This is a genomic window from Streptomyces sp. NPDC127068, assembly GCF_042724695.1.
In the GTDB taxonomy this organism is placed as follows: domain Bacteria; phylum Actinomycetota; class Actinomycetes; order Streptomycetales; family Streptomycetaceae; genus Streptomyces.
This window is the reverse complement of record NZ_JBHXEN010000042.1, coordinates 43,824-62,246: the sequence shown is the minus strand read 5'-3', so window position 1 is coordinate 62,246 and position 18,423 is coordinate 43,824. Positions and strand designations below refer to the sequence as shown.

Below are 18,423 nucleotides of genomic sequence, written 5' to 3'. Positions count from 1 at the left end.
ACACCTCCGCAACATCGTGGCAACCTCGTCGTGTTGGCGTGATGTTAGCCACATCGGGCGGGTGCCGTCAGTACCCAGGATGTGAAGGTGGCCGGGAGACGCCCCGGCGCCCGCCGCCCCGTGGGGTGGCGGGCGCCGGGGACGCGCAGGTGGCGGGGGTCAGCGGGTCGCGCGGTTGACGGCGGAGACGACGGCCTTCAGCGAAGCACGTGTCGTATTCGCGTCGATGCCGATGCCCCAGAGGATCTTGTCGCCGATCGCGCACTCGATGTACGAGGCGGCCTGCGCGGAGGCGCCCTCGCTCATGGTGTGCTCCTGGTAGTCCAACAGGCGTACGTCGATGCCGATGGACTGGAGGGCGTCGAAGAAGGCGGAGATCGGGCCGTTGCCGCTGCCGCCCAGGACGGTGTCGGCGCCGTCGACGGTGGCCTCGACGGTGAGCGTGTCGATGCCGTCGGTGTCGGTGGTGGACTGGCCGGTGCGCAGCTGGACGCGGCCCCAGGCGTCGTCCGGGTTGGGCAGGTACTCGTCGCGGAAGACGTTCCAGATGTCCGTCGGGGTGACCTCGCCGCCCTCGGCGTCGGTCTTGGCCTGGATGATCTTCGAGAACTCGATCTGCATCCGCCGCGGCAGGTCCAGCTTGTGCTCGTTCTTCAGCACGTACGCGATGCCGCCCTTGCCGGACTGCGAGTTGACGCGGATCACGGCCTCGTAGGAGCGGCCCACGTCCTTGGGGTCGATGGGCAGGTAGGGCACGGCCCACTCGATGTCGTCGACGGTCTTGCCCGCGGCGGCGGCCGTCGCCTCCATCGCGTCGAAGCCCTTCTTGATGGCGTCCTGGTGGGAGCCGGAGAAGGAGGTGTAGACGAGGTCGCCCACGTACGGGTGACGGGGGTGGACCTCCATCTGGTTGCAGTACTCGGCGGTGCGGCGGACCTCGTCGATGTGGGAGAAGTCGATCTGCGGGTCGACGCCCTGCGAGAACAGGTTCATGCCCAGGGTGACCAGGTCGACGTTGCCGGTGCGCTCGCCCTGGCCGAACAGACAGCCCTCGATGCGGTCGGCCCCGGCCATCAGCGCCAGCTCGGCGGCGGCGACGGCGGTGCCGCGGTCGTTGTGCGGGTGCACGGACAGGCACACGTGCGCGCGCCGGGACAGCTTGCGGCTCATCCACTCGAAGCGGTCCGCGTGGGTGGAGGGGGTGGAGCGCTCCACGGTGGCGGGCAGGTTGAGGATGATCTCGCGGCCGGCCTCGGGCTGCCACACGTCCATGACCGCCTCGCAGACCTCCAGGGCGAAGTCCAGCTCGGTGTCGGTGAAGATCTCCGGGCTGTACTGGTAGCCGAAGGTGGTGCGGTCGTCCAGCAGCTTCTCCGCGTACTCCATGACCAGCCTGGTGCCGTCGACGGCGATCTGCTTGATCTGTTCCTTGGTGCCGCGGAAGACGACCCGGCGGAAGACCGGCGCGGTCGCGTTGTACAGGTGGACGGTGGCGCGCCTGGCGCCGACCAGCGACTCGACGGTCCGCTCGATCAGGTCCTCGCGGGCCTGGGTGAGGACGGAGATCGTCACGTCGTCGGGGATCGCGCCCTCCTCCTCGATGATCGACCGCACGAAGTCGAAGTCGGTCTGTCCGGAGGCGGGGAAGCCGACCTCGATCTCCTTGAACCCCATCGCGACCAGCAGGTCGAACATCTCGCGCTTGCGGGCGGGCGACATGGGGTCGATCAGCGCCTGGTTGCCGTCGCGCAGGTCGGTGGAGAGCCAGCGGGGCGCCCGGGTGATCCGCTGGTCCGGCCACGTCCGGTCGGCGATGTCGACCTGCTCGTACGGGCGGTACTTGTGGATCGGCATCGCGGTGGACCGCTGGAGGTGCGTCGCATTGGTGATCGGCGTGGGACGGCCGACGGAGGACGGATCAGCAGCAGGGCGGGAAGGGCTGGACATGATGCGTAGGGCTCCTCTTGGTCCACGGGGGGACGGCCGACGGCTGAGCGCAACACCGAACTCCGCGGGGAGGGGGTCGGCCTACGACTACAGGCCCTCGCCGCGGCAGCTAAGGAGAAGCAGCCCGAAACGCATGGTGCACGCAGCCTAACCGAGCCCTCCCGGGGATGGTGGGCCTGTCCCAGTATGCGGGACGCATGAGGGGTACGAGGCGAATGGTTCCCGGGCCGCTTCGCGCGCGCTTCACTCCTTTTCGCCAATTCCACGTCACCTGTGGTGACAACAGAGTGACCGACTGCCACATTGCCCTCATGACACCACAGCGACCGGGCCGTCGGCCCGTCTTCTGCACCGTCGTCCCGCCGCACATCCTGGACAAGCTCGCCCAGGCCGACGACGCGGCCGTGTCACGCGCCGCGACCCGCACCCTGGAACTCGACGCCGCCCAGCGCACCCGCCGCCGGATCGCCACGGTGCGCGGCCTCGCCCCCACCACGGCGGTGCCCTCCGACAAGCCGGACCGACGGGTCCACGACGCGCAGAACAGGGAGGTCCTGCCGGGCCGCAAGGTGCGGGACGAGGACGACCCGCCGACCGGCGACGCCACCGTCAACCGCGCCCACGCCGGCCTCGGCGCCACCTTCGAGCTGTACCTGAAGGCGTACGGGCGCCGCTCGATCGACGACTCCGGCCTGCCGCTGGTGGCGACCGTGCACTACGGCCAGGACTACGCGAACGCCTTCTGGAACGGCGAGCAGATGGTGTTCGGCGACGGGGACGGGGAACTGTTCCTCGACTTCACGCTCCCGGTCGACGTGATCGGGCACGAGCTGACCCACGGCGTGGTCCAGTACACCGCGAACCTGGAGTACTACGGCCAGTCGGGCGCCCTCAACGAATCGGTGTCCGACGTGTTCGGCGCCCTGATCAAGCAGTACGGGCTCGGGCAGCTCGCCAAGGACGCGGACTGGCTGATCGGCGCGGGGCTGCTCGGCCCGAACGTCGAGGGGGTGGCGCTGCGCTCGATGAAGGCGCCGGGCACCGCCTACGACGACGACGTCCTCGGCAAGGACCCGCAGCCCGCGACGATGGACGACTACGTCCGCACCAACCGGGACAACGGCGGCGTCCACATCAACTCGGGCATCCCGAACCACGCCTTCTACCTGCTCGCCACGGAGCTGGGCGGGAACGCCTGGGAGCGGGCCGGCCAGATCTGGTACGACACGCTGACCGGCGGCGAGCTGACCCCGGACGCGGACTTCTCGGAGTTCGCCCGGCTGACCCTGGCGGCGGCCCGGTCGCGGTACGGCGCGGGCACCGAGCTGGAAGCCGTGACGAAGGCGTGGTCGTCGGTGGGTGTTCCGACGGGCTGACCACGGGGTAGGCGAAGGGGCATGCGTATCGTCGTGCGGCGGACCGGAGGGTTCGCGGGAATCGAGCGGCGGGCCGAGGTGGACACCACCGCCCGCCCCGACGCCGAGGTGTGGCACGCCCTGGCCGAGCGGGCACTGACCGGTGCCCGCTCGGCGCCCGGCACCGGCGTCCCGGACGGTTTCAGCTACCGCATCACGGTCGACGGCCGCACCGCGTACTGCGCGGACCCGCGGCTCACCGACGCCCAGCGGGAACTCGTGCGACGGGTCCTCAAGGAGGGCGCCTAGACCGTGCGGCGCGGGGGCGCCCAGTGGCCCGAACTGTTCGGCCCCCGCGGGCACGATCCCTCAGGAACAACCCCAAAACACCCCGATCCGGGGCTCAAGCGATCAGAGACCGGCCAAGGATGGGCAAGAAACTGTCCATCGTTTTCCCGTGCCTTACGTGATTCTTGGGTCAAGCGCTCCACGGGGGGGCGCTGTGTATGGGGGTACGTTTCATGACGCGAACGAAGCAATCCCGAACGACCTCGTTACGCACACTCGCCGTAGTCGGCATCACCGCAACCGCACTGACCAGCGGTACCGCGGTGGCCGCCGGGCCCTCGGTGGTCCCGGCGGGTGCACCGGCATCGGGCAGCTCGGCAGCAGCGGTGAGCGAGGAGACCGCACGGCACTTCGCGGACGTGGCCAAGGCGGTCATCGAGCGGCGCACGGCGGCGCTCCTGGAAACCCCGGGCACACCGGCCGCCCTCACCGCCCCGCTGGCCACCCGCACCCGCGGACCGGTGCACCTCAGCGCCGCCTCCGCACGGGAAGAGAACGCCACCGTCGGTGAACTACAGCACCTGAAGTCGGAGTTGGCCGAGGTCTCGGAGGCCTACACCGCCGCCCAGACCACGACCGCGGTCGACTCGATCGACGTCGTCGGTGGCACCGCCACGGTCCAGTTGACCGAGGACACGGCCCTCACCTACAAGAAGATCCACGGTGACGAGCCGCCCACCACCGAGTTCCGGGCCGAGCACCAGTTCGTCTACGCCCTCGCCGCGGACGGCACCTGGGCGCTCACCGCGGCCGACCCGGTGAACAAGAGCGGTCCCGCCCCGATCAACCAGGTGGTGGTGACGGACCCGGCGGACCTGAACACGCCGGAGCCCGCCGACGAGCCGACCGTCGAGGACGGCACCGAGGACCCGAACGACGTCCCGGACGTGCCGCCCGGCACCGGCGAGAAGCCGGTCAGCGCCGTCGCCGCTCCGACCGCCGCCGATCTCGCGGCGGCCCGGAAGGACTCCCCGCAGAGCGGCGTCGTCACGCCGATGGCCGGGTACGACTACGCCGCGATGGCACGGTACGCGGAGAAGTACTGGAAGAACTACAACTCGGCCTACCGCAAGTTCAACGGCAAGGGCGGCGACTGCACCAACTTCGTCAGCCAGTCGCTGCGGGCCGGCGGCTGGAAGAACAAGTCCGGTTGGTACAAGAACGCCAAGTACTGGTGGTACAACTCCCTCAACCAGACGTACTCCTGGACCAGCGTGAACCACTGGGCGACCTTCGCCAAGAAGAGCGGCCGGACGTCAATCCTGGGCAACGTCTACCAGATGGGGTACGGCGACGTGCTCCAGATGGACTTCGACCGGAAGAACGGCAAGGACCACACGATGATCACCACTCATCGGGCCAAGAGCCAGCCGTACCTGACGTACCACAGCTCCGACACCTACCGCCGGTCGATGGCCAGCATCGTCAAGCAGTACCCCAAGGCCACGTACTACGCGCACAGGACGTGACGTGACCTCCGCCCACCCTCTCCGCTCCCGCCGGACGCCCCGCGTCCTGGCCGTCCTGGCGCTGGCCCTGGGGGTGACCGCCGCCGCCACCGGATGTTCCTCCGGTGGCGGCGGCGGGCCGCGCGAACCCGACACCGACGCCCTGAACACCTTCCTGACCAGCTACGTCAGCGAGCTGAACGCCCGGGACGCCGAAGGGCTCGCGAAGCTGCTCGGACCGCCGCACGGCGAGCAGGACGCCCGGGCCAGGCTCACGGAGTACGGCGGGCAGGGCTGGCGGGTGACCTGGAGCCACCGCAGTGAGCTGGAGGGGGTCTACCAGGTCCGGATCAAGGGCTCGGCCCGCAAGGACCGGCAGCCGGTCGACGTCCGCGAAGTCCTCGTCTGGGACGAGGACCACTGGAACATGGCGCCGCTCGGCGACGGCACGACGCCCCCGGGTTCCTCCAGCACGAAGCGCCCCGCACCGGGCACCTCCGAGGGCCCGTGAACGTCCGGAGGGCCTGACCTCCTCCCCGCGACCGATGCGGTCCGGGGCCGGGTGGGCCTCAGCCGTTGCGGGGGCCGGTCCTTCGGATCGCGACGGTGGCCGAGCGGGGGCGGGAGCCCCGCCCGTCCGGCCAGGTGCTGACGGCCCCGGGGTCGTCCGCCGTCGGCGCACCCCAGGCGGAGGTGCGCTGGCCGGGGTGCTGGACGTTGACGAACAGCGTGCGGCCGTCGGCCGAGGCGGCCACGCCGGTCACCTCGGCGCCGCGCGGTGCGGTGAGGAACCGGCGGACCGTTCCGGTGCGGGGGTCCGCCGCCAACAGGGCGTTGTTGCCGAGCGAACGGTAGGGCCCGTCGGGTCCGCCCAGATGGCGGCCGGGTATGCCGGTGGAGATCCACAGCCGCCCCTCGCCGTCGAACCACAGGCCCTTGGGGTGGGCGAAGGCCCCTTCCGGCGCCGCGTCCCGTGCACCGCCGGCGAGGAACCGTTCCCAGCGGAACTCGACCGCCGTCGGGTCGCCGTCCGCGCCGCGCCAGCGCAGGATCTCGCCGTGCGCACCGGTGCCCGGGGCGCCGGCGGCGCAGACCTCGCCACCGCAGACGGTGCCGCCGTCGCCGCCCACCAGGGCGAGGTAGACGTCGCCGTCGCGGGGGTCGACGGCGACCCGTTCGGGCCGCGCCAGCGGGGTCGCACCGAGCGCATCGGCCGCGAGCCGGGCCCGAAGGAGCACATCGCCCTGGTCCCGCCAACCGTTCTCGGACGTCAGCGGCCCCTGTCCGTACGTCAGCGGCAGCCAGGAACCCGTGCCGTCCGCGGCGAACCGGGCCACGTGGAGGGTGCCGTGGTCCAAGGGGTCCCGGCCGGCGGCGCGCAGCTCGCGCCAGGGCGCGGAGCCGACGAAGCGGTACGCGTACTCGCCGTCCTCGGCGTCCGTGCTGTGGACGACGATCCGTCCGGCCGCCTCGGACACCGTGGCGCTGCCGTGCGCGAAGCGCCCGAGCGCGGTCCGCTTGACCGGCTCCGCCGCGGGGTCACGGGCGTCGACCTCCACGATCCACCCGTAGTGCTCGGGGTGGGAGCGCCGGTCGGCCAGGTCGAACCGGGGGTCCTCGGTGTGCCAGGGGTGTCCGAAGCCGTCGGCGCTGAACCCGTGGCGGACGTCGCCCTCGGAGCGGCGCCAACTGCGGTCGTCGGTGCCGAAGAACGCGTTGGCGTTCTCCTCGGCGACCAGCACCGTGCCCCAGGGGGTGACGTCCACCGCGCCGGGGGCCAGTACGCCGCGGGCCGGGGTCCTGCCCGCGGCCGGGCCGGAGAGCCGGACCGGGGTGTGTGCGGTGATCCGTCGGTTGGCCCGGGAGTCCACGGTCCGCCAGGCGTCCGCCGCGGTGCGCCCGGCGGCCACGGCCACCACGGTCACGCCCTGGGCCGTCATGGCGGTGCGCGGTGCGCCCCGGGTGAGCGCGGCGTCGGCGGACTCGTGGGCCAGGACCAGCAGGCCGTGCGGGCGGCCGTCGCCGCCCGGGGCGGCGGGCAGGAACGCGACTCCGTGGTGGTGGCTGCCGACCTGGTGCGCCTGCTCGGTGGCGGCGGCGATGCGTCCGGGGCGCCACGGCGGGGCGGAGGTCGTCAGGGGTTCGCCCCAGCGGGCCACGGGGTCCGCCCGGAAGCCCTCGGGGACGACGAGCGCGTCGGCGTCCCCGGCCGGGACCGGGGTGAAGTCGGGCAGGACGCCCGGGCCGGCGGTCCCGGCGGGGAGCCGCCCGGTGGCCGCCGTGACGCTCGGGGCGGACGCGGCGACCAGACCGGCCGCGACGAGGGCGCCGCCGGCGAGGACGGTCCGCCGGGAAGCGGCGGTCGACGGCTCGACGGACGGCTCCGGACGCTGGTCCGCCGGCGGGTTCAGGTGCTGTCCCATCAGAACTTCTCCAGGTTGAGTGCGGTCTGTAGGGCTCGGTTGGTGGCGGGTCCCCAGGACCCGTCGAGGGGGAGTCCGGCGCGGATCATCGTGTTGAGGTGGGCTTGGAGGGCCTTGACGGTCCCGGGGCCGATGGAGCCGTCGACGACGAGGCCGGCGGCCGACCAGGTGTTGAGGTGGCGTTGGAGCGCCCGCTTGGACTCCGGACCCCAGACGCCGTCCGGGGTGACGCCGATCGCGCGCTGGGTGGCGGAGACGGTGGCCGGGCCGAAGCTGCCGTCCACGACGAGGCGTTCGCCGTCGGCCCACCTGCCGTAGGCGGCTTCGGTGTCCGGGCCCCAGGCGCCGTCGGCGTCCACTCCGATCTTCGTCTGGAGCCAGCGCACCCCGGCGAGGGTCAGCGGGCCGAAGGAGCCGTCCACGACGAGGGCCGGGGTGTGGCCGAGGCCGTTGACCGCGTGCTGTTGGAAGGTGACCGAGCGGATCGTGGTGACCCCGCCCGAGCTGGCGCCCCCGCCCGTGTGGGTGAGGTACGCCTTCTCCGTCGCCGGGCCCCAGTTCCCGTCGGCCGCGACACCGATCTTCGTCTGGAGCCAGCGCACCCCCGCGGAGGTGGCCGGGCCGAAGGAACCGTCGACCGCGAGCGCCGGGGTGTGGCCGAGCGCGTTGACGGCGCGCTGCTGGGCCGCGACGGACCGGTAGAGGGTCACCCCGCCGCCCGTGCCGCCGCCGATGTGGGCCACGTACGCCGCCTCGGTGAGCGGGCCCCAGTTCCCGTCGGCCGCCACGCCGACCTTCCGCTGGAGCCAGCGCACGCCGGCCAGGGTCAGCGGGCCCAGGGAACCGTCGACCACGAGCAGCGGCGTGTGACCGAGGAGGTTCACCGCGTGCTGCTGGGCGGAGGCGGAGCGGACGTGGGTGGTGCCGGCTCCGGTCCCGGGGGTCCCGCCGCCCTCGATGGGCACGTTGTCCCCGGCGAGGCCGCTGATCACCCAGTTGCGCAGATCGGCGCCGGGGCAGGCGGTCGATCCGATGGCACCGTGGTACGTGGCCTGGAGCGTGCGGCCGGTGTGCCGGTTGGCCGCGTGGTAGAGCGCGCGGATGGCGTTCTTGGCCGCCGGGGTGGCGTCCCCGTTGCTGCCGATGAAGCAGACTCCGATGTGCGTGGTGTTGTGGCCGGTGGCGTGGGCGCCGATGCTGAGCCAGCCGCGCCCCTCGTAGATCCGACCGAACCGGTCGACCAGGAAGTTGTAGCCGACGTCCGGCCAACCCCTGCCGTCCATGTGGTAGTTCTGGATGGCCCGCACGGACTGGGTGGGGGGACCGGCCGAGTAGTGCACCGCGAAGCCGGTGCGCTGGGAGAGCGGCACGGGGTACTCGCCCCGCGGCGGACGGGCGCCCCATCCCACGCGCGGGACGATCGACACCGCCTGTTGCGGCGCGGGCCGTCCGGGGTCGATGGCCGAGCCCAGTTTGGCGTACGGGGTGAGGTTGCCGGGGCACTCCGTGTGGTCCCCCTCGGAGTGCGGGAGGATGTGCCCGCCGGCCCGGACCTGGGAGCTGACGTCCCCCTGGAGGTGCCCGATCAGGTTCTTGATCGAGTTCAGCATGGGCTGGGTCGGCTGGTTCCACGCCCTGATCATCCCCAGGACGGAGTAGAAGCCGGCGTTGCGGCCGACCGCGCCGACCCCGTTGACCCAGATCTCGCCCCGCTTGGTGCGGGCGGTGGGGGGCGCGTCGCCGCCGTTCGCCTCGCCGCGGACCAAGCCGCGCCCCTCGTAGATCTTGCCGTGCGGGCAGACGAGGAAGTTGTAGGCGATGTCGCCGTAGCCCTCGCTCATGTGCTTGTGCCAGATCTCGGCGACCCCTTCGATGCAGTCGGCCTCCGAGTTCGGCGAGAAGGAGAGGGGGCCCATGTGGTGGATGAAGACCCCGCCCTTCCAGGGCGACCACTCGCGTCCCTGGACGGGCTCCCGGGTGGCCGCGATGCGTTGCCGCACGACCTCTCCGGCCGTGCGGTGGTCCATGCCGAGTCCGTTGATCAGTTCCAGAGCCTTCAGCTGCCCACTGTTCGTGGCAGCCGCACGCTCCGCCCACGTCGTGCGCGGCCTTATGTCGATCGCCATGGGAGCGACCCTCCTGTCAACGTGGTCCGTAGCCGCGGACAGTAAAGGTCTGGACCATTCAATGGCAAGAAATGACCGCTCGCTGGACGGAGTTGACCGGCACAACACGGGAGTGACCAGGGAGAACGAGACCTAGCGGACGGAGCGGACCCCTGTCCGGTCAGCCACTTGACGCCCACTCGACGGCCAACCGGGCGGGCTGCGCCGCGGAAACGGCCGCCGTGCGACACAGCGCGCTTGACCTGAAGTGGAGTTGAGGTCGGACGATGGAGTCATCCCGTTCGACTCCTGCGGAAGGAACACCCATGCGTGCCGTCGTGCTCCGCCAGTTCGGTCCCCCCGAGAACCTCCGTCTGGAGACCGTGCCCGACCCCGTGCCGGGCCCCGGTCAGGTCCGCATCGCCGTGCGGGCCGCGGGGGTGCACCAGATCGAGACGGCGATGCGGGAGGGACTGCCGATCGGTCCGCCGCTCCCCGAGCTCCCAGCGGTCTTCGGCGGCGAGGTGGCCGGCGTGGTGGAGTCGGTCGGGTCCGGGGTGGACCCGACCTGGGTGGGGGCCCGGGTGGTCACCGCGCACAGCTCGCCGGGGGGTTACGCCGAACTGACCGTCGCCGACGTCGCGGCCCTGCACCGCATCCCGGACGGGCTGGGCCACGAGGCCGCCGTCGCCATGGTCGTCACCGGCACCACCACCGTGGGCCTCCTCGACGCCGCCGCCCTCACCAGCGAGGACGTGCTCGTGGTCACCTCGGCCGCCGGCGGCGTCGGTTATCTGGCCCTCCAGTTCGCCCGCCGGATCGGCACCACCGTCATCGGCGCGGCCGGCGGACCGGCGAAGACGGCGACGGTACGGGAGCTGGGCGTCGACCTGGCCGTCGACTACGAACGTCCCGACTGGCCGGACGTCGTCCGCGAAGCCCTGGGCGATCGCGTCACCGTGGTGCTGGACGGGGTCGAGGGCGAGAAGGGCCGGGCCGCCTTCGGGCTCCTGGTGAAGGGCGGGCGGTACCTCAGCATCGGGGCCTCGTCACGTGAGGAGTTCCGGCCGGACGAGGCGGAACTGCGCGAGCGGGGAGTGAGTTTCACCGATGCCCTGGCGCTGATGCTGGAGGGCGGCCGGGACGCACGCACCGACCAGGCCCGTGCGCTGGCCGCCGCCGCCGACGGGACGGTGACGCCCTCCTTCCACACCTTCCCGCTGTCGCAGGCCGGCGCGGCGCACGCAGCGATCGCGGCGCGGGCGACGACCGGCAAGGTGGTCCTCGTCCCGGACGGCGTCTGAACGCGTCACGACCGTGGAGCCGCGCGGACGGGGGCGGCCGGGCGGGCCGTATGCTCGGCCGGACGCCCGCCCGAAACGCCCGCCAGCCCGCCAGCCCCGAGGAACAGGAGTGACCGCTGTGTCGTCACCGCAGGGAAGCGACGACCGCGGCCACACGCTGAACCTGTGGCGCCACGGGCTCGCGGAGGTGCCCGAGTCGATCTGGCGACGCACCGAACTGCGCGTGCTGATCCTCGCGGAGAACGGACTCAGCACCCTCTCTCCGCAGGTCGGCAGGCTGGACCGACTGCGGACCCTGGACCTGGGCCACAACGCGCTCACCACGGTGCCCGAGGAGCTGGGTGAGCTGTCGGGGCTCACCGACTGCCTCTACCTGCACGACAACCGGCTGTCCCGACTTCCGCAGTCGCTGGGCCGGTTGACCCGACTGCGCTACCTCAACGTCGGCGGGAACCGGCTGGACGCCCTGCCCGAAGCCCTCGGTTCGATGACCGGCCTCGTCGAACTGCGGGCCGAGCACAACCGACTCACCACGGTGCCCGACACGCTCGGCCGACTGCGCGACCTGCGGGAACTCCGGCTCCGCGGAAACGCCGTCGCCCATCTGCCGCCGTCGATCGCCGCACTCCGCTCCCTGCGCCACCTGGACCTCCGGGAGAACGCCCTCGTCGACGTACCGGCGTGTCTGGCCGGACTTCCGCTGCTGCGGCAGCTGGACCTACGGAGCAACCGGCTCGGCGCGCTGCCGGACTGGCTCGCCCAACTGCCCTCGTTGGAACGGCTGGACCTGCGGTGGAACGGGGTCGACCCCGCGCTGCCGCTGCTGTCCCGACTGGAGCGGCAGGGGTGCACCGTCTGGACCTGAGCGGGACTCAGCCGGCGCGCCACTCCGGTTCCGGGTTCCGGTGATCGCTGGGCCGGGTGCCGCGCAGCCGTTTGAAGGCCACGCTCAGGGCGAAGGCACCCGAGTAGCCGACCTTCCTCGCGACGGTGTCCACCGTGTGGTCGGTCTCCCGCAGCAGGTCCGCCGCCAGGGCGACCCGCCAGTTCGCGAGGTAGGACATCGGCGGTTCGCCGACCAGCGCGGTGAACCGCCGGGCGAGCAGCGCCCGTGACACTCCCGCCTCGGCCGCCAGGTCCGCCACCGTCCACGGGCGGGCGGGGGCGTCGTGCAGCGACCGCAGTGCGGTGCCCACGGTCGGGTCGTCCAGGGCGCGGCACCAGGCCGGCGGGCGGGCGTCCGGGTCGTCGAACCAGCTGCGCAGCGCGGAGACCAGCATCAGGTCCAACAGCCGGTCCAGTAGGAGTTGTTGACCCGGTCGGTCCCTGGTGACCTCCTCGGCCAGGGCGGCCACCGACGGGTAGGGGCCGGCGCCGGCCGGTACCACCAGCACGGGGGGCAGGGCCCGGAGCAGTCGTTCGCTGAGTTCCCCCCTGCGCTCGAACGCCCCGCTGACCAGGACGGCGGCCTCCGCGGCCGGTGTTCCGCAGGTCCGGTCGGGCCCGGGGGCGCGTTCCACGCCCGCGGCGCCCGGGCAGTAGTCGGCGCGGGTCACCGTCAGCTCCGGTGCGGTCCGGGGGTCGTCGGCCACCGTGTAGGGCACGTCGCCGCGGACGACGGCGATGTCCCCCACGCCGACGGGGACCGGCTCCTGCCGGTCGGGCACGATCCAGGCCCGGCCGCGCAGCATCGCGGCGAGCGTCAGCGGGGCGCCGCTGGTGATCCGCAGCGCCCAGGGCGGTCGCACGATCGTCCGCCGGAAGACGGCGCCGCGCGCCCGTACCCCCGCCAACACCTCCGACACGGCGTCCATCGCCTCACTGTAGACGCACGGACATCAGTGGGAGCTTTCTTGCCATGGATCGTCCCGGTGTCCGTCGGTTGACTGGGGTCATGTCTGAACAAACAACTCTGGTCACCGGGGCGACCGGCAAGTCCGGTCGCCGTGTCGTCGGTCAACTGCGGGCCGCGGGAGTGCCGGTGCGGGCGGCGGCCCGGCACGGGGAACACCCCTTCGATTGGACCGACCGCACCACCTGGGACCGCGCCTTGGAAGGAGTGCGGTCCGTCTACCTCGTGCCGCTGGACGGCACGAAGCTCGTGCGCCCGTTCGTCGAGCGGGCGGCGCGGCACGGGGTGCGGCGGGTGGTACTGGCCTCCGGGCGCGGCATCGACGATCCGCACTACGCGAAGGACGACAGCGGAATCCTGGACGGCATGCTGGACGGTGAGGCCGCCGTCCGGGAGAGCGGTCTGGAGTGGACGATCAGCAGGCCGGGGTGGTTCGCGCAGAACTTCAGCGAGGGGTTCTTCGCCGATGCGGTGCGCGGCGGTGAGCTGCGGTTGCCCGCCGGTGACGGGGCGGCCAGCTTCGTCGACGCCGAGGACATCGCCGCGGTGGTGGTGGCCGCGCTGACCGAGGACGGGCACGCGGGGCAGGTCTACGAACTGTCCGGGCCACGGGCGTTGACGCTCACCGAGGTGGTCGCCACGATCTCCGGGGCGACCGGCCGGGAGGTCCGTTACGTGCCGCTCTCGGTCGAGGAGCACGTGGCGGAACTCGTCCGGGAGGGGTGGTCGCCGGCGGACGCCGCGGGTTTCGCGGAGATCGTCGGACCGCTCAGGAGGGGCGCGGACGCGTATCTGTCCGACGGGGTGCAGCGTGCTCTCGGTCGTCCGCCGCGGACCTTCGCCGCATTCGCCGGCGCCACGGCCGCAGCGGGAGGTTGGCCGCGCTGAACCGCCGCGCGGCGGGCCCGGTCCGGCTCTGCTCGCCGCGGCGCCCGGTCCGGCACCGTACCCGCGGCGCCCGGTCCGGGGCCGCTCGGCCCCGCGCTCAGTCCGTTGCCGCTCCCCCGGTGCCCAGCCCGGCCGCGACGGAGGTCTCCGCCCCGCCCGGGCGGTCGCCGGCGGCCCGGACGAAGTCGAGGACCATGCCGTGCAGGACCTCGGGGGGGCCGAAGCTGCCGGCGATGTACCCGGCCCGGCCGAGTTGGGCCAGTCCGTGCATCTGGCAGAAGAGTTGGCGGACCAGGAGGTCGGGGTCACCGTCCGCGCGGAAGCGGCCCGCGGCGAGGCAGCGGCGGATGGCGTCCCGGGGCGGGCGCAGTACGTGGATGCCGAGCCTGCGGTCCTCCTCGGTGAGGGCGAACCCGGCGAACGCCGTACCGCCGAACATCACCGCGTAGACGTCGGGTTCGTCGTGCGCGAAGTCCTGGTAGGCGCGGCACAGGGCGGCCAGTTCGGCGACCGGGTCGTCGGGGTGGGCGGCGGCGGCCCGGGCGACCCGTCCGTGGAAGCGGTCGAAGCCCTCCGTCATCAGTGCGCGGACCAGACCGGGCATGGACCCGAAGTGGGTGTAGACGGCCATCGTCGAGGTGTTGACGGCCTTGACCAGGCGCCGCACGCTGAGCGCCGCCGCGCCTTCTTCGGCGAGCACCCGCGCGGCCTGGTCGAGGAGGCGGCGGCGTACGTCGAGGGGGGCCCGGCGATCGTCAGTTGACACAGCCGAACTATAACGCTGTTATGTGGATAACGGTGTTATGGGTGGAGGTGATCACCCGGGACCGGACACGGGCCTGCCCGGGTCCGGAACACCGGCACGTCCTGGACGACCGACACCACACGAGGGGTTTGTCATGCTGACGCGGAGTACGCGGGCCTTCCGCAAGCACCTGACCCGGCTGCCCGAGGCCGGTGGGGAGACCAGCGGGGTCATCGAGGCACCGGCCACCGGGTCCCCGGAACCCGCGCTGCGGATGGCGGTGGTCGGCGACTCCGTCGCCGCCGGCGTGGGCGCCCCCGTGCTGCGCGAGGCGCTGCCCGGTGAACTGGCCGCCGCACTGACGGCGATCACCGGACGGGCCGTTTCCTGGCGGGTGTCCGCCCGCTCGGGCGCCACGCTGTGCACGCTGCGCAAGCACCTGCTGTCCGGACTCACCGACCCGATGACCCGGTGGACACCGGATCTGGTGGTGGTCATGGCGGGCACCAACGACGCGATGCGGCTACGGAGCCCCTGGGCCCTGCGGCGGGAGGCGCAGCGACTGGTCCGGGACATCCGGCTGCGCCTCGGGCCCGAGGTGCCGGTGGTCTTCGCGGGGCTCCCCGACCTGCGGGGGGTCGACGTGCTGCCCCGGTGGGTCCGCGGGCCGCTGCGGCTGTACGTCACCCTGCTGGACCGGCAGCTGCGCGTGGTGGCGCGACGGGGCCGGCGCGTCCACCACCTGCACTCCGGTGGGATGCCCGAGTTCCCCGGGCCCTGGATGTCGTCCGACCGCTTCCACCCCTCGGCGCAGGGCTACCGGGCCTGGGCGCGGGTGCTCGCCGGGAGGCTGTCCACCCTGACCGACCCGCCGGCCGCACCGGCGCCGCCCCTCGGCGGCGCCGGACCGATCAGAATCCGAGCTTGCGCAGCTGGCGCGGGTCGCGCTGCCAGTCCTTGGCGACCTTGACGTGCAGGTCGAGGAAGACGGGCGTGCCGAGCAGCGCCTCGATCTGCTTGCGGGACTTGATGCCGACCTCCTTGAGCCGCTTGCCCTGGGGGCCGATGACGATGCCCTTCTGGCTGGGCCGCTCGATGTAGACGAAGGCGTGGATGTCCAGCAGCGGCTTGTCGGCGGGGCGGTCCTCGCGGGGCAGCATCTCCTCGACGACCACGGCGATGGAGTGCGGCAGCTCGTCGCGGACCCCTTCGAGCGCGGCCTCCCGGATCAGCTCGGCCACCATGACCTGCTCGGGCTCGTCGGTGAGGTCACCCTCCGGGTACAGCAGGGGGCCCTCGGGGAGCAGCGGGACCAGGAGGTCGGCGAGCAGGCCGACCTGCTGGTCCCCGACCGCCGAGACGGGCACGATCTCGGCCCACTCGAAGCCCAGCTCCTTGCCCAGCTGGTCCACGGCGATCAGCTGCTCGGCCAGGGTCTTGGAGTCGACCAGGTCGGTCTTGGTGATGATCGCGACCTTGGGGGTCCGCTTGATCGCCGCGAGCTCCTTGACGATGAAACGGTCGCCGGGGCCGAGCTTCTGGTCGGCGGGCAGGCAGAACCCGATCACGTCGACCTCGGCCCAGGTGGCGCGGACCACGTCGTTGAGCCGCTGTCCGAGGAGCGTCCGGGGCTTGTGCAGTCCCGGGGTGTCCACGAGCACCAGCTGCGCGTCGGGGCGGTGCACGATGCCCCGGACGGTGTGCCGGGTGGTCTGCGGCCGGTTGGAGGTGATCGCGATCTTCTGGCCGACGAGCGCGTTCGTGAGGGTGGACTTGCCCGCGTTGGGCCGCCCCACGAAGCAGGCGAAGCCAGACCGGTGGGTGGCCTCGGCGGGCTCGGATGACGGGGTACGGGCACTCATGACGCCCATTGTCCCCGATCGGCGGGGCGCCGCCGCACCGCACCCGTCCGGCGCGGGCCGACGGCCCCCGGCGGTCCGGGCCCGTGGGCGTCAGACGGTGACCGTGCTGCGCGGCGTCCCGTCCGGCGCGGCGAGGTGGACGGGGGTGCCGGTGCCGCCGAGGTCGCGCACCGCGGCCAGGTCCTCGTCGGGGGCGGTCAGCTCGCCGGTGACCACGGCGGCGGCCTCCAGCGAGGTGGCCCCGGAGGCGACGGCCATGGCGACGGCGGTGCGCAGGGCGCTGAGCCGCAGCGAGGGGAGGTCCACCGGCCCGGCGACGTAGGTCCGGCCGGTCTCGTCCCGTACGGCGGCCCCCTCGGCCACCCCGCCGCGCGCCCGCGCGGAGCGGGCGAGGGTCACGATCTTGCGGTCCTCGGCGCCCAGTTCACTCTCGCTCATGGGCCCCAGCTTAAGGGGCGGATCAAGAGGCCGTCCCGGGTGTCTCAGGGCCGGTCGAGCCGGAGTCGTTCGGCGCGCGGCAGACCCGCGACCACCAGGTCGTAGGAGTCCTCGACCAGCTCCCGCACCGCCGGCACGGGCAGCAGGCCGACGGTCACCGTGTTCCAGTGCCGCTTGTTCATGTGGTAGCCCGGCCGCACGGCCTCGGGGTGCTGCGCGCGCAGCCGCACCGCGTCCTCGGGGTCGCACTTCAGGTTCACGGTCAGCGGGAGCCCGTCGAGCCGGGACAGGGCGAACAGTTTGCCCCGCACCTTGAAGACGGAGGTCTCGGGGCCGAACGGGAACTCCTCGACGGCGGCGTTGAAGGAGAGGCAGAAGGTGCGCAGCTCCTCCGGGCTCACCGGCCGGACTCCCCGGCCGGGCCGACGGTGTCCCCGGGGCCCAGCGGCTCCACCAACACCGTCATGATCTTGTTCCGGCGGCCGGCCGCGGACTCCGCCGTCAACCGCAGGCGCCGCCCGTCCGGGAGGAGGACCGAGGCTTCGGCCCCGGCGATCGGGACCCGGCCGAGCGCCTTGGCGAGGAGCCCGCCGACCGTCTCGACGTCCTCGTCGTCGTACGCCTCCAGCCCGTACAGCTCGCCGAGGTCGCCGATGTCGAGCCGGGAGGTGACCCGGAAGCGGCCGTCGCCGAGCGGTTCCACCGGGGGCAGTTCGCGGTCGTACTCGTCGGTGATCTCCCCGACGATCTCCTCCAGGATGTCCTCGATGGTGACGATCCCGGCGGTGCCCCCGTACTCGTCGATGACGACGGCCACGTGGTTGCGGTCCTGCTGCATCTCGCGCAGCAGGTCGCCGGCGTTCTTCGTGTCGGGGACGAACGCCGCCGGCCGCATCGACGTGGACACCAGCTCCGACTCGGCGTCCCGGCTGATGTGGGTCTTGCGGGCCAGGTCCTTGAGGTAGACGATCCCGACGACGTCGTCCTCGTTCTCCCCGGTGACGGGGATGCGGGAGAACCCGGAGCGCAGGGCGAGCGTGAGGGCCTGCCGGATGGTCTTCCACCGCTCGATGGCGACGAGGTCGGTCCGCGGCACCATGACCTCGCGGACGAGGGTGTCGCCGAGTTCGAAGACGGAGTGCACCATCCGGCGCTCGTCGTCCTCGATCAGGGACTCCTGCTCGGCGAGGTCCACCAGCGCCCGCAGTTCCGCCTCGGAGGCGAACGGCCCGCGCCGGAAGCCCTTGCCGGGGGTGAGGGCGTTGCCGAGGAGGATCAGCAGCGAGGGGATCGGCCCCATGATCCGGGCGAGCGGCACCAGGACGTACGCGGCGACGGTGGCCGTGTTCAGCGGGTGCTGACGTCCGATGGTGCGCGGGGAGACGCCCACCGCGACGTACGAGACCAGGACCATCACGCCGATCGCGAGGAGCAGCGCCTCCCAGGTCTGGTGGAACTCGTTGAGGCAGGCGTAGGTGACGAGCGCCGCCGCGGCCATCTCGCAGGCCACCCGCACCAGCAGGGCGACGTTCAGGTACCGGGTGGGGTCCGCGGTGACCTGGGCGAGCTTCGCCGCGCCGCGCCGTCCGCTGCGGGTCGCCTCTTCGGCGCGGAAGCTGGACACCCGGGCGAGGCCCGCCTCGGCGCAGGCGGCGAGCCACGCCACGACCACCAGCAGGACCGCGCCGAGGATGAGGGGAACGCTCAT

17 protein-coding genes are annotated in these 18,423 nt (G+C 72.6%); 8 read left to right on the top strand and 9 right to left on the bottom strand.

Annotated features, from left to right (window positions below):
* Positions 1 to 159: 159 nt before the first annotated feature.
* Positions 160 to 1,947, bottom strand: coding sequence for a 2-isopropylmalate synthase (gene leuA / locus ACFWIA_RS24835; RefSeq protein ID WP_387008648.1), 1,788 nt, complete (start codon positions 1,945 to 1,947; stop codon positions 160 to 162).
* A gap of 311 nt (positions 1,948 to 2,258) precedes the next feature.
* Between leuA and ACFWIA_RS24830 the strand changes: the two genes are divergently transcribed.
* The 4 genes from ACFWIA_RS24830 (at position 2,259) to ACFWIA_RS24815 (ending at position 5,609) form a co-directional block, all read left to right on the top strand.
* A complete protein-coding gene (locus ACFWIA_RS24830; RefSeq protein WP_387008646.1) occupies positions 2,259 to 3,323 on the top strand; it encodes a M4 family metallopeptidase in 1,065 nt (354 codons plus the stop codon).
* Between the two features lie 21 nt (positions 3,324 to 3,344).
* Positions 3,345 to 3,611, top strand: coding sequence for a protealysin inhibitor emfourin (locus tag ACFWIA_RS24825; protein ID WP_385487675.1), 267 nt, complete (start codon positions 3,345 to 3,347; stop codon positions 3,609 to 3,611).
* A 212-nt stretch (positions 3,612 to 3,823) separates the two neighbouring features.
* Positions 3,824 to 5,119: an amidase domain-containing protein gene (locus tag ACFWIA_RS24820; RefSeq protein ID WP_387008644.1), complete on the top strand. Its 1,296-nt coding sequence runs from the start codon at positions 3,824 to 3,826 to the stop codon at positions 5,117 to 5,119.
* Position 5,120: 1 nt separating this feature from the next.
* Positions 5,121 to 5,609, top strand: a complete 489-nt coding sequence (locus ACFWIA_RS24815) for a hypothetical protein (protein WP_387008643.1) — start codon at positions 5,121 to 5,123, stop codon at positions 5,607 to 5,609.
* 58 nt (positions 5,610 to 5,667) lie between these two features.
* Here ACFWIA_RS24815 and ACFWIA_RS24810 read toward each other — a convergent pair whose 3' ends face one another.
* Positions 5,668 to 7,521, bottom strand: coding sequence for a PhoX family protein (locus ACFWIA_RS24810; RefSeq protein WP_387008641.1), 1,854 nt, complete (start codon positions 7,519 to 7,521; stop codon positions 5,668 to 5,670).
* Positions 7,521 to 9,647 carry a peptidoglycan-binding protein gene (locus ACFWIA_RS24805; RefSeq protein ID WP_387008639.1) on the bottom strand — a complete coding sequence of 709 codons (2,127 nt, stop codon included), beginning with the start codon at positions 9,645 to 9,647 and terminating at the stop codon, positions 7,521 to 7,523. Before ACFWIA_RS24805 ends, ACFWIA_RS24810 begins: the two co-directional genes overlap by 1 nt.
* 305 nt (positions 9,648 to 9,952) lie before the next feature.
* Between ACFWIA_RS24805 and ACFWIA_RS24800 the strand changes: the two genes are divergently transcribed.
* Entirely contained in the window at positions 9,953 to 10,930 is a 978-nt protein-coding gene (locus tag ACFWIA_RS24800; protein ID WP_387008637.1) for a zinc-binding dehydrogenase, read from the top strand.
* A 109-nt stretch (positions 10,931 to 11,039) separates the two neighbouring features.
* On the top strand, positions 11,040 to 11,795 hold the full coding sequence (locus ACFWIA_RS24795) for a leucine-rich repeat domain-containing protein (protein ID WP_387008635.1): 756 nt from the start codon (positions 11,040 to 11,042) through the stop codon (positions 11,793 to 11,795).
* A gap of 7 nt (positions 11,796 to 11,802) precedes the next feature.
* Here the strand turns inward: ACFWIA_RS24795 and ACFWIA_RS24790 are convergent, their stop codons facing one another.
* Positions 11,803 to 12,744: an AraC family transcriptional regulator gene (locus tag ACFWIA_RS24790; protein ID WP_387008633.1), complete on the bottom strand. Its 942-nt coding sequence runs from the start codon at positions 12,742 to 12,744 to the stop codon at positions 11,803 to 11,805.
* Between the two features lie 80 nt (positions 12,745 to 12,824).
* On the opposite strand from ACFWIA_RS24790, the gene ACFWIA_RS24785 reads away from it, so the two are divergent.
* Positions 12,825 to 13,670: an NAD(P)H-binding protein gene (locus ACFWIA_RS24785; protein WP_387008631.1), complete on the top strand. Its 846-nt coding sequence runs from the start codon at positions 12,825 to 12,827 to the stop codon at positions 13,668 to 13,670.
* A gap of 97 nt (positions 13,671 to 13,767) precedes the next feature.
* Here the strand turns inward: ACFWIA_RS24785 and ACFWIA_RS24780 are convergent, their stop codons facing one another.
* Positions 13,768 to 14,436: a TetR/AcrR family transcriptional regulator gene (locus ACFWIA_RS24780; protein ID WP_387008629.1), complete on the bottom strand. Its 669-nt coding sequence runs from the start codon at positions 14,434 to 14,436 to the stop codon at positions 13,768 to 13,770.
* Positions 14,437 to 14,569: 133 nt separating this feature from the next.
* Between ACFWIA_RS24780 and ACFWIA_RS24775 the strand changes: the two genes are divergently transcribed.
* Complete coding sequence (locus ACFWIA_RS24775; RefSeq protein ID WP_387008628.1) at positions 14,570 to 15,385, top strand: SGNH/GDSL hydrolase family protein; 816 nt, start codon at positions 14,570 to 14,572, stop codon at positions 15,383 to 15,385.
* Here ACFWIA_RS24775 and era read toward each other — a convergent pair.
* The 4 genes from era to ACFWIA_RS24755 form a co-directional block, all read right to left on the bottom strand.
* Positions 15,327 to 16,277: a GTPase Era gene (gene era / locus ACFWIA_RS24770; protein ID WP_387008626.1), complete on the bottom strand. Its 951-nt coding sequence runs from the start codon at positions 16,275 to 16,277 to the stop codon at positions 15,327 to 15,329. The genes ACFWIA_RS24775 and era overlap by 59 nt on opposite strands.
* A gap of 90 nt (positions 16,278 to 16,367) precedes the next feature.
* Positions 16,368 to 16,715 (bottom strand): cytidine deaminase, encoded by a 348-nt coding sequence (locus ACFWIA_RS24765; RefSeq protein ID WP_387008624.1) that lies wholly within the window; start codon positions 16,713 to 16,715, stop codon positions 16,368 to 16,370.
* Positions 16,716 to 16,759: 44 nt separating this feature from the next.
* Positions 16,760 to 17,116: an MmcQ/YjbR family DNA-binding protein gene (locus tag ACFWIA_RS24760; protein ID WP_387008622.1), complete on the bottom strand. Its 357-nt coding sequence runs from the start codon at positions 17,114 to 17,116 to the stop codon at positions 16,760 to 16,762.
* Positions 17,113 to 18,423 carry a hemolysin family protein gene (locus ACFWIA_RS24755; protein WP_387008620.1) on the bottom strand — a complete coding sequence of 437 codons (1,311 nt, stop codon included), beginning with the start codon at positions 18,421 to 18,423 and terminating at the stop codon, positions 17,113 to 17,115. The genes ACFWIA_RS24760 and ACFWIA_RS24755 overlap by 4 nt, the downstream gene beginning before the upstream one ends.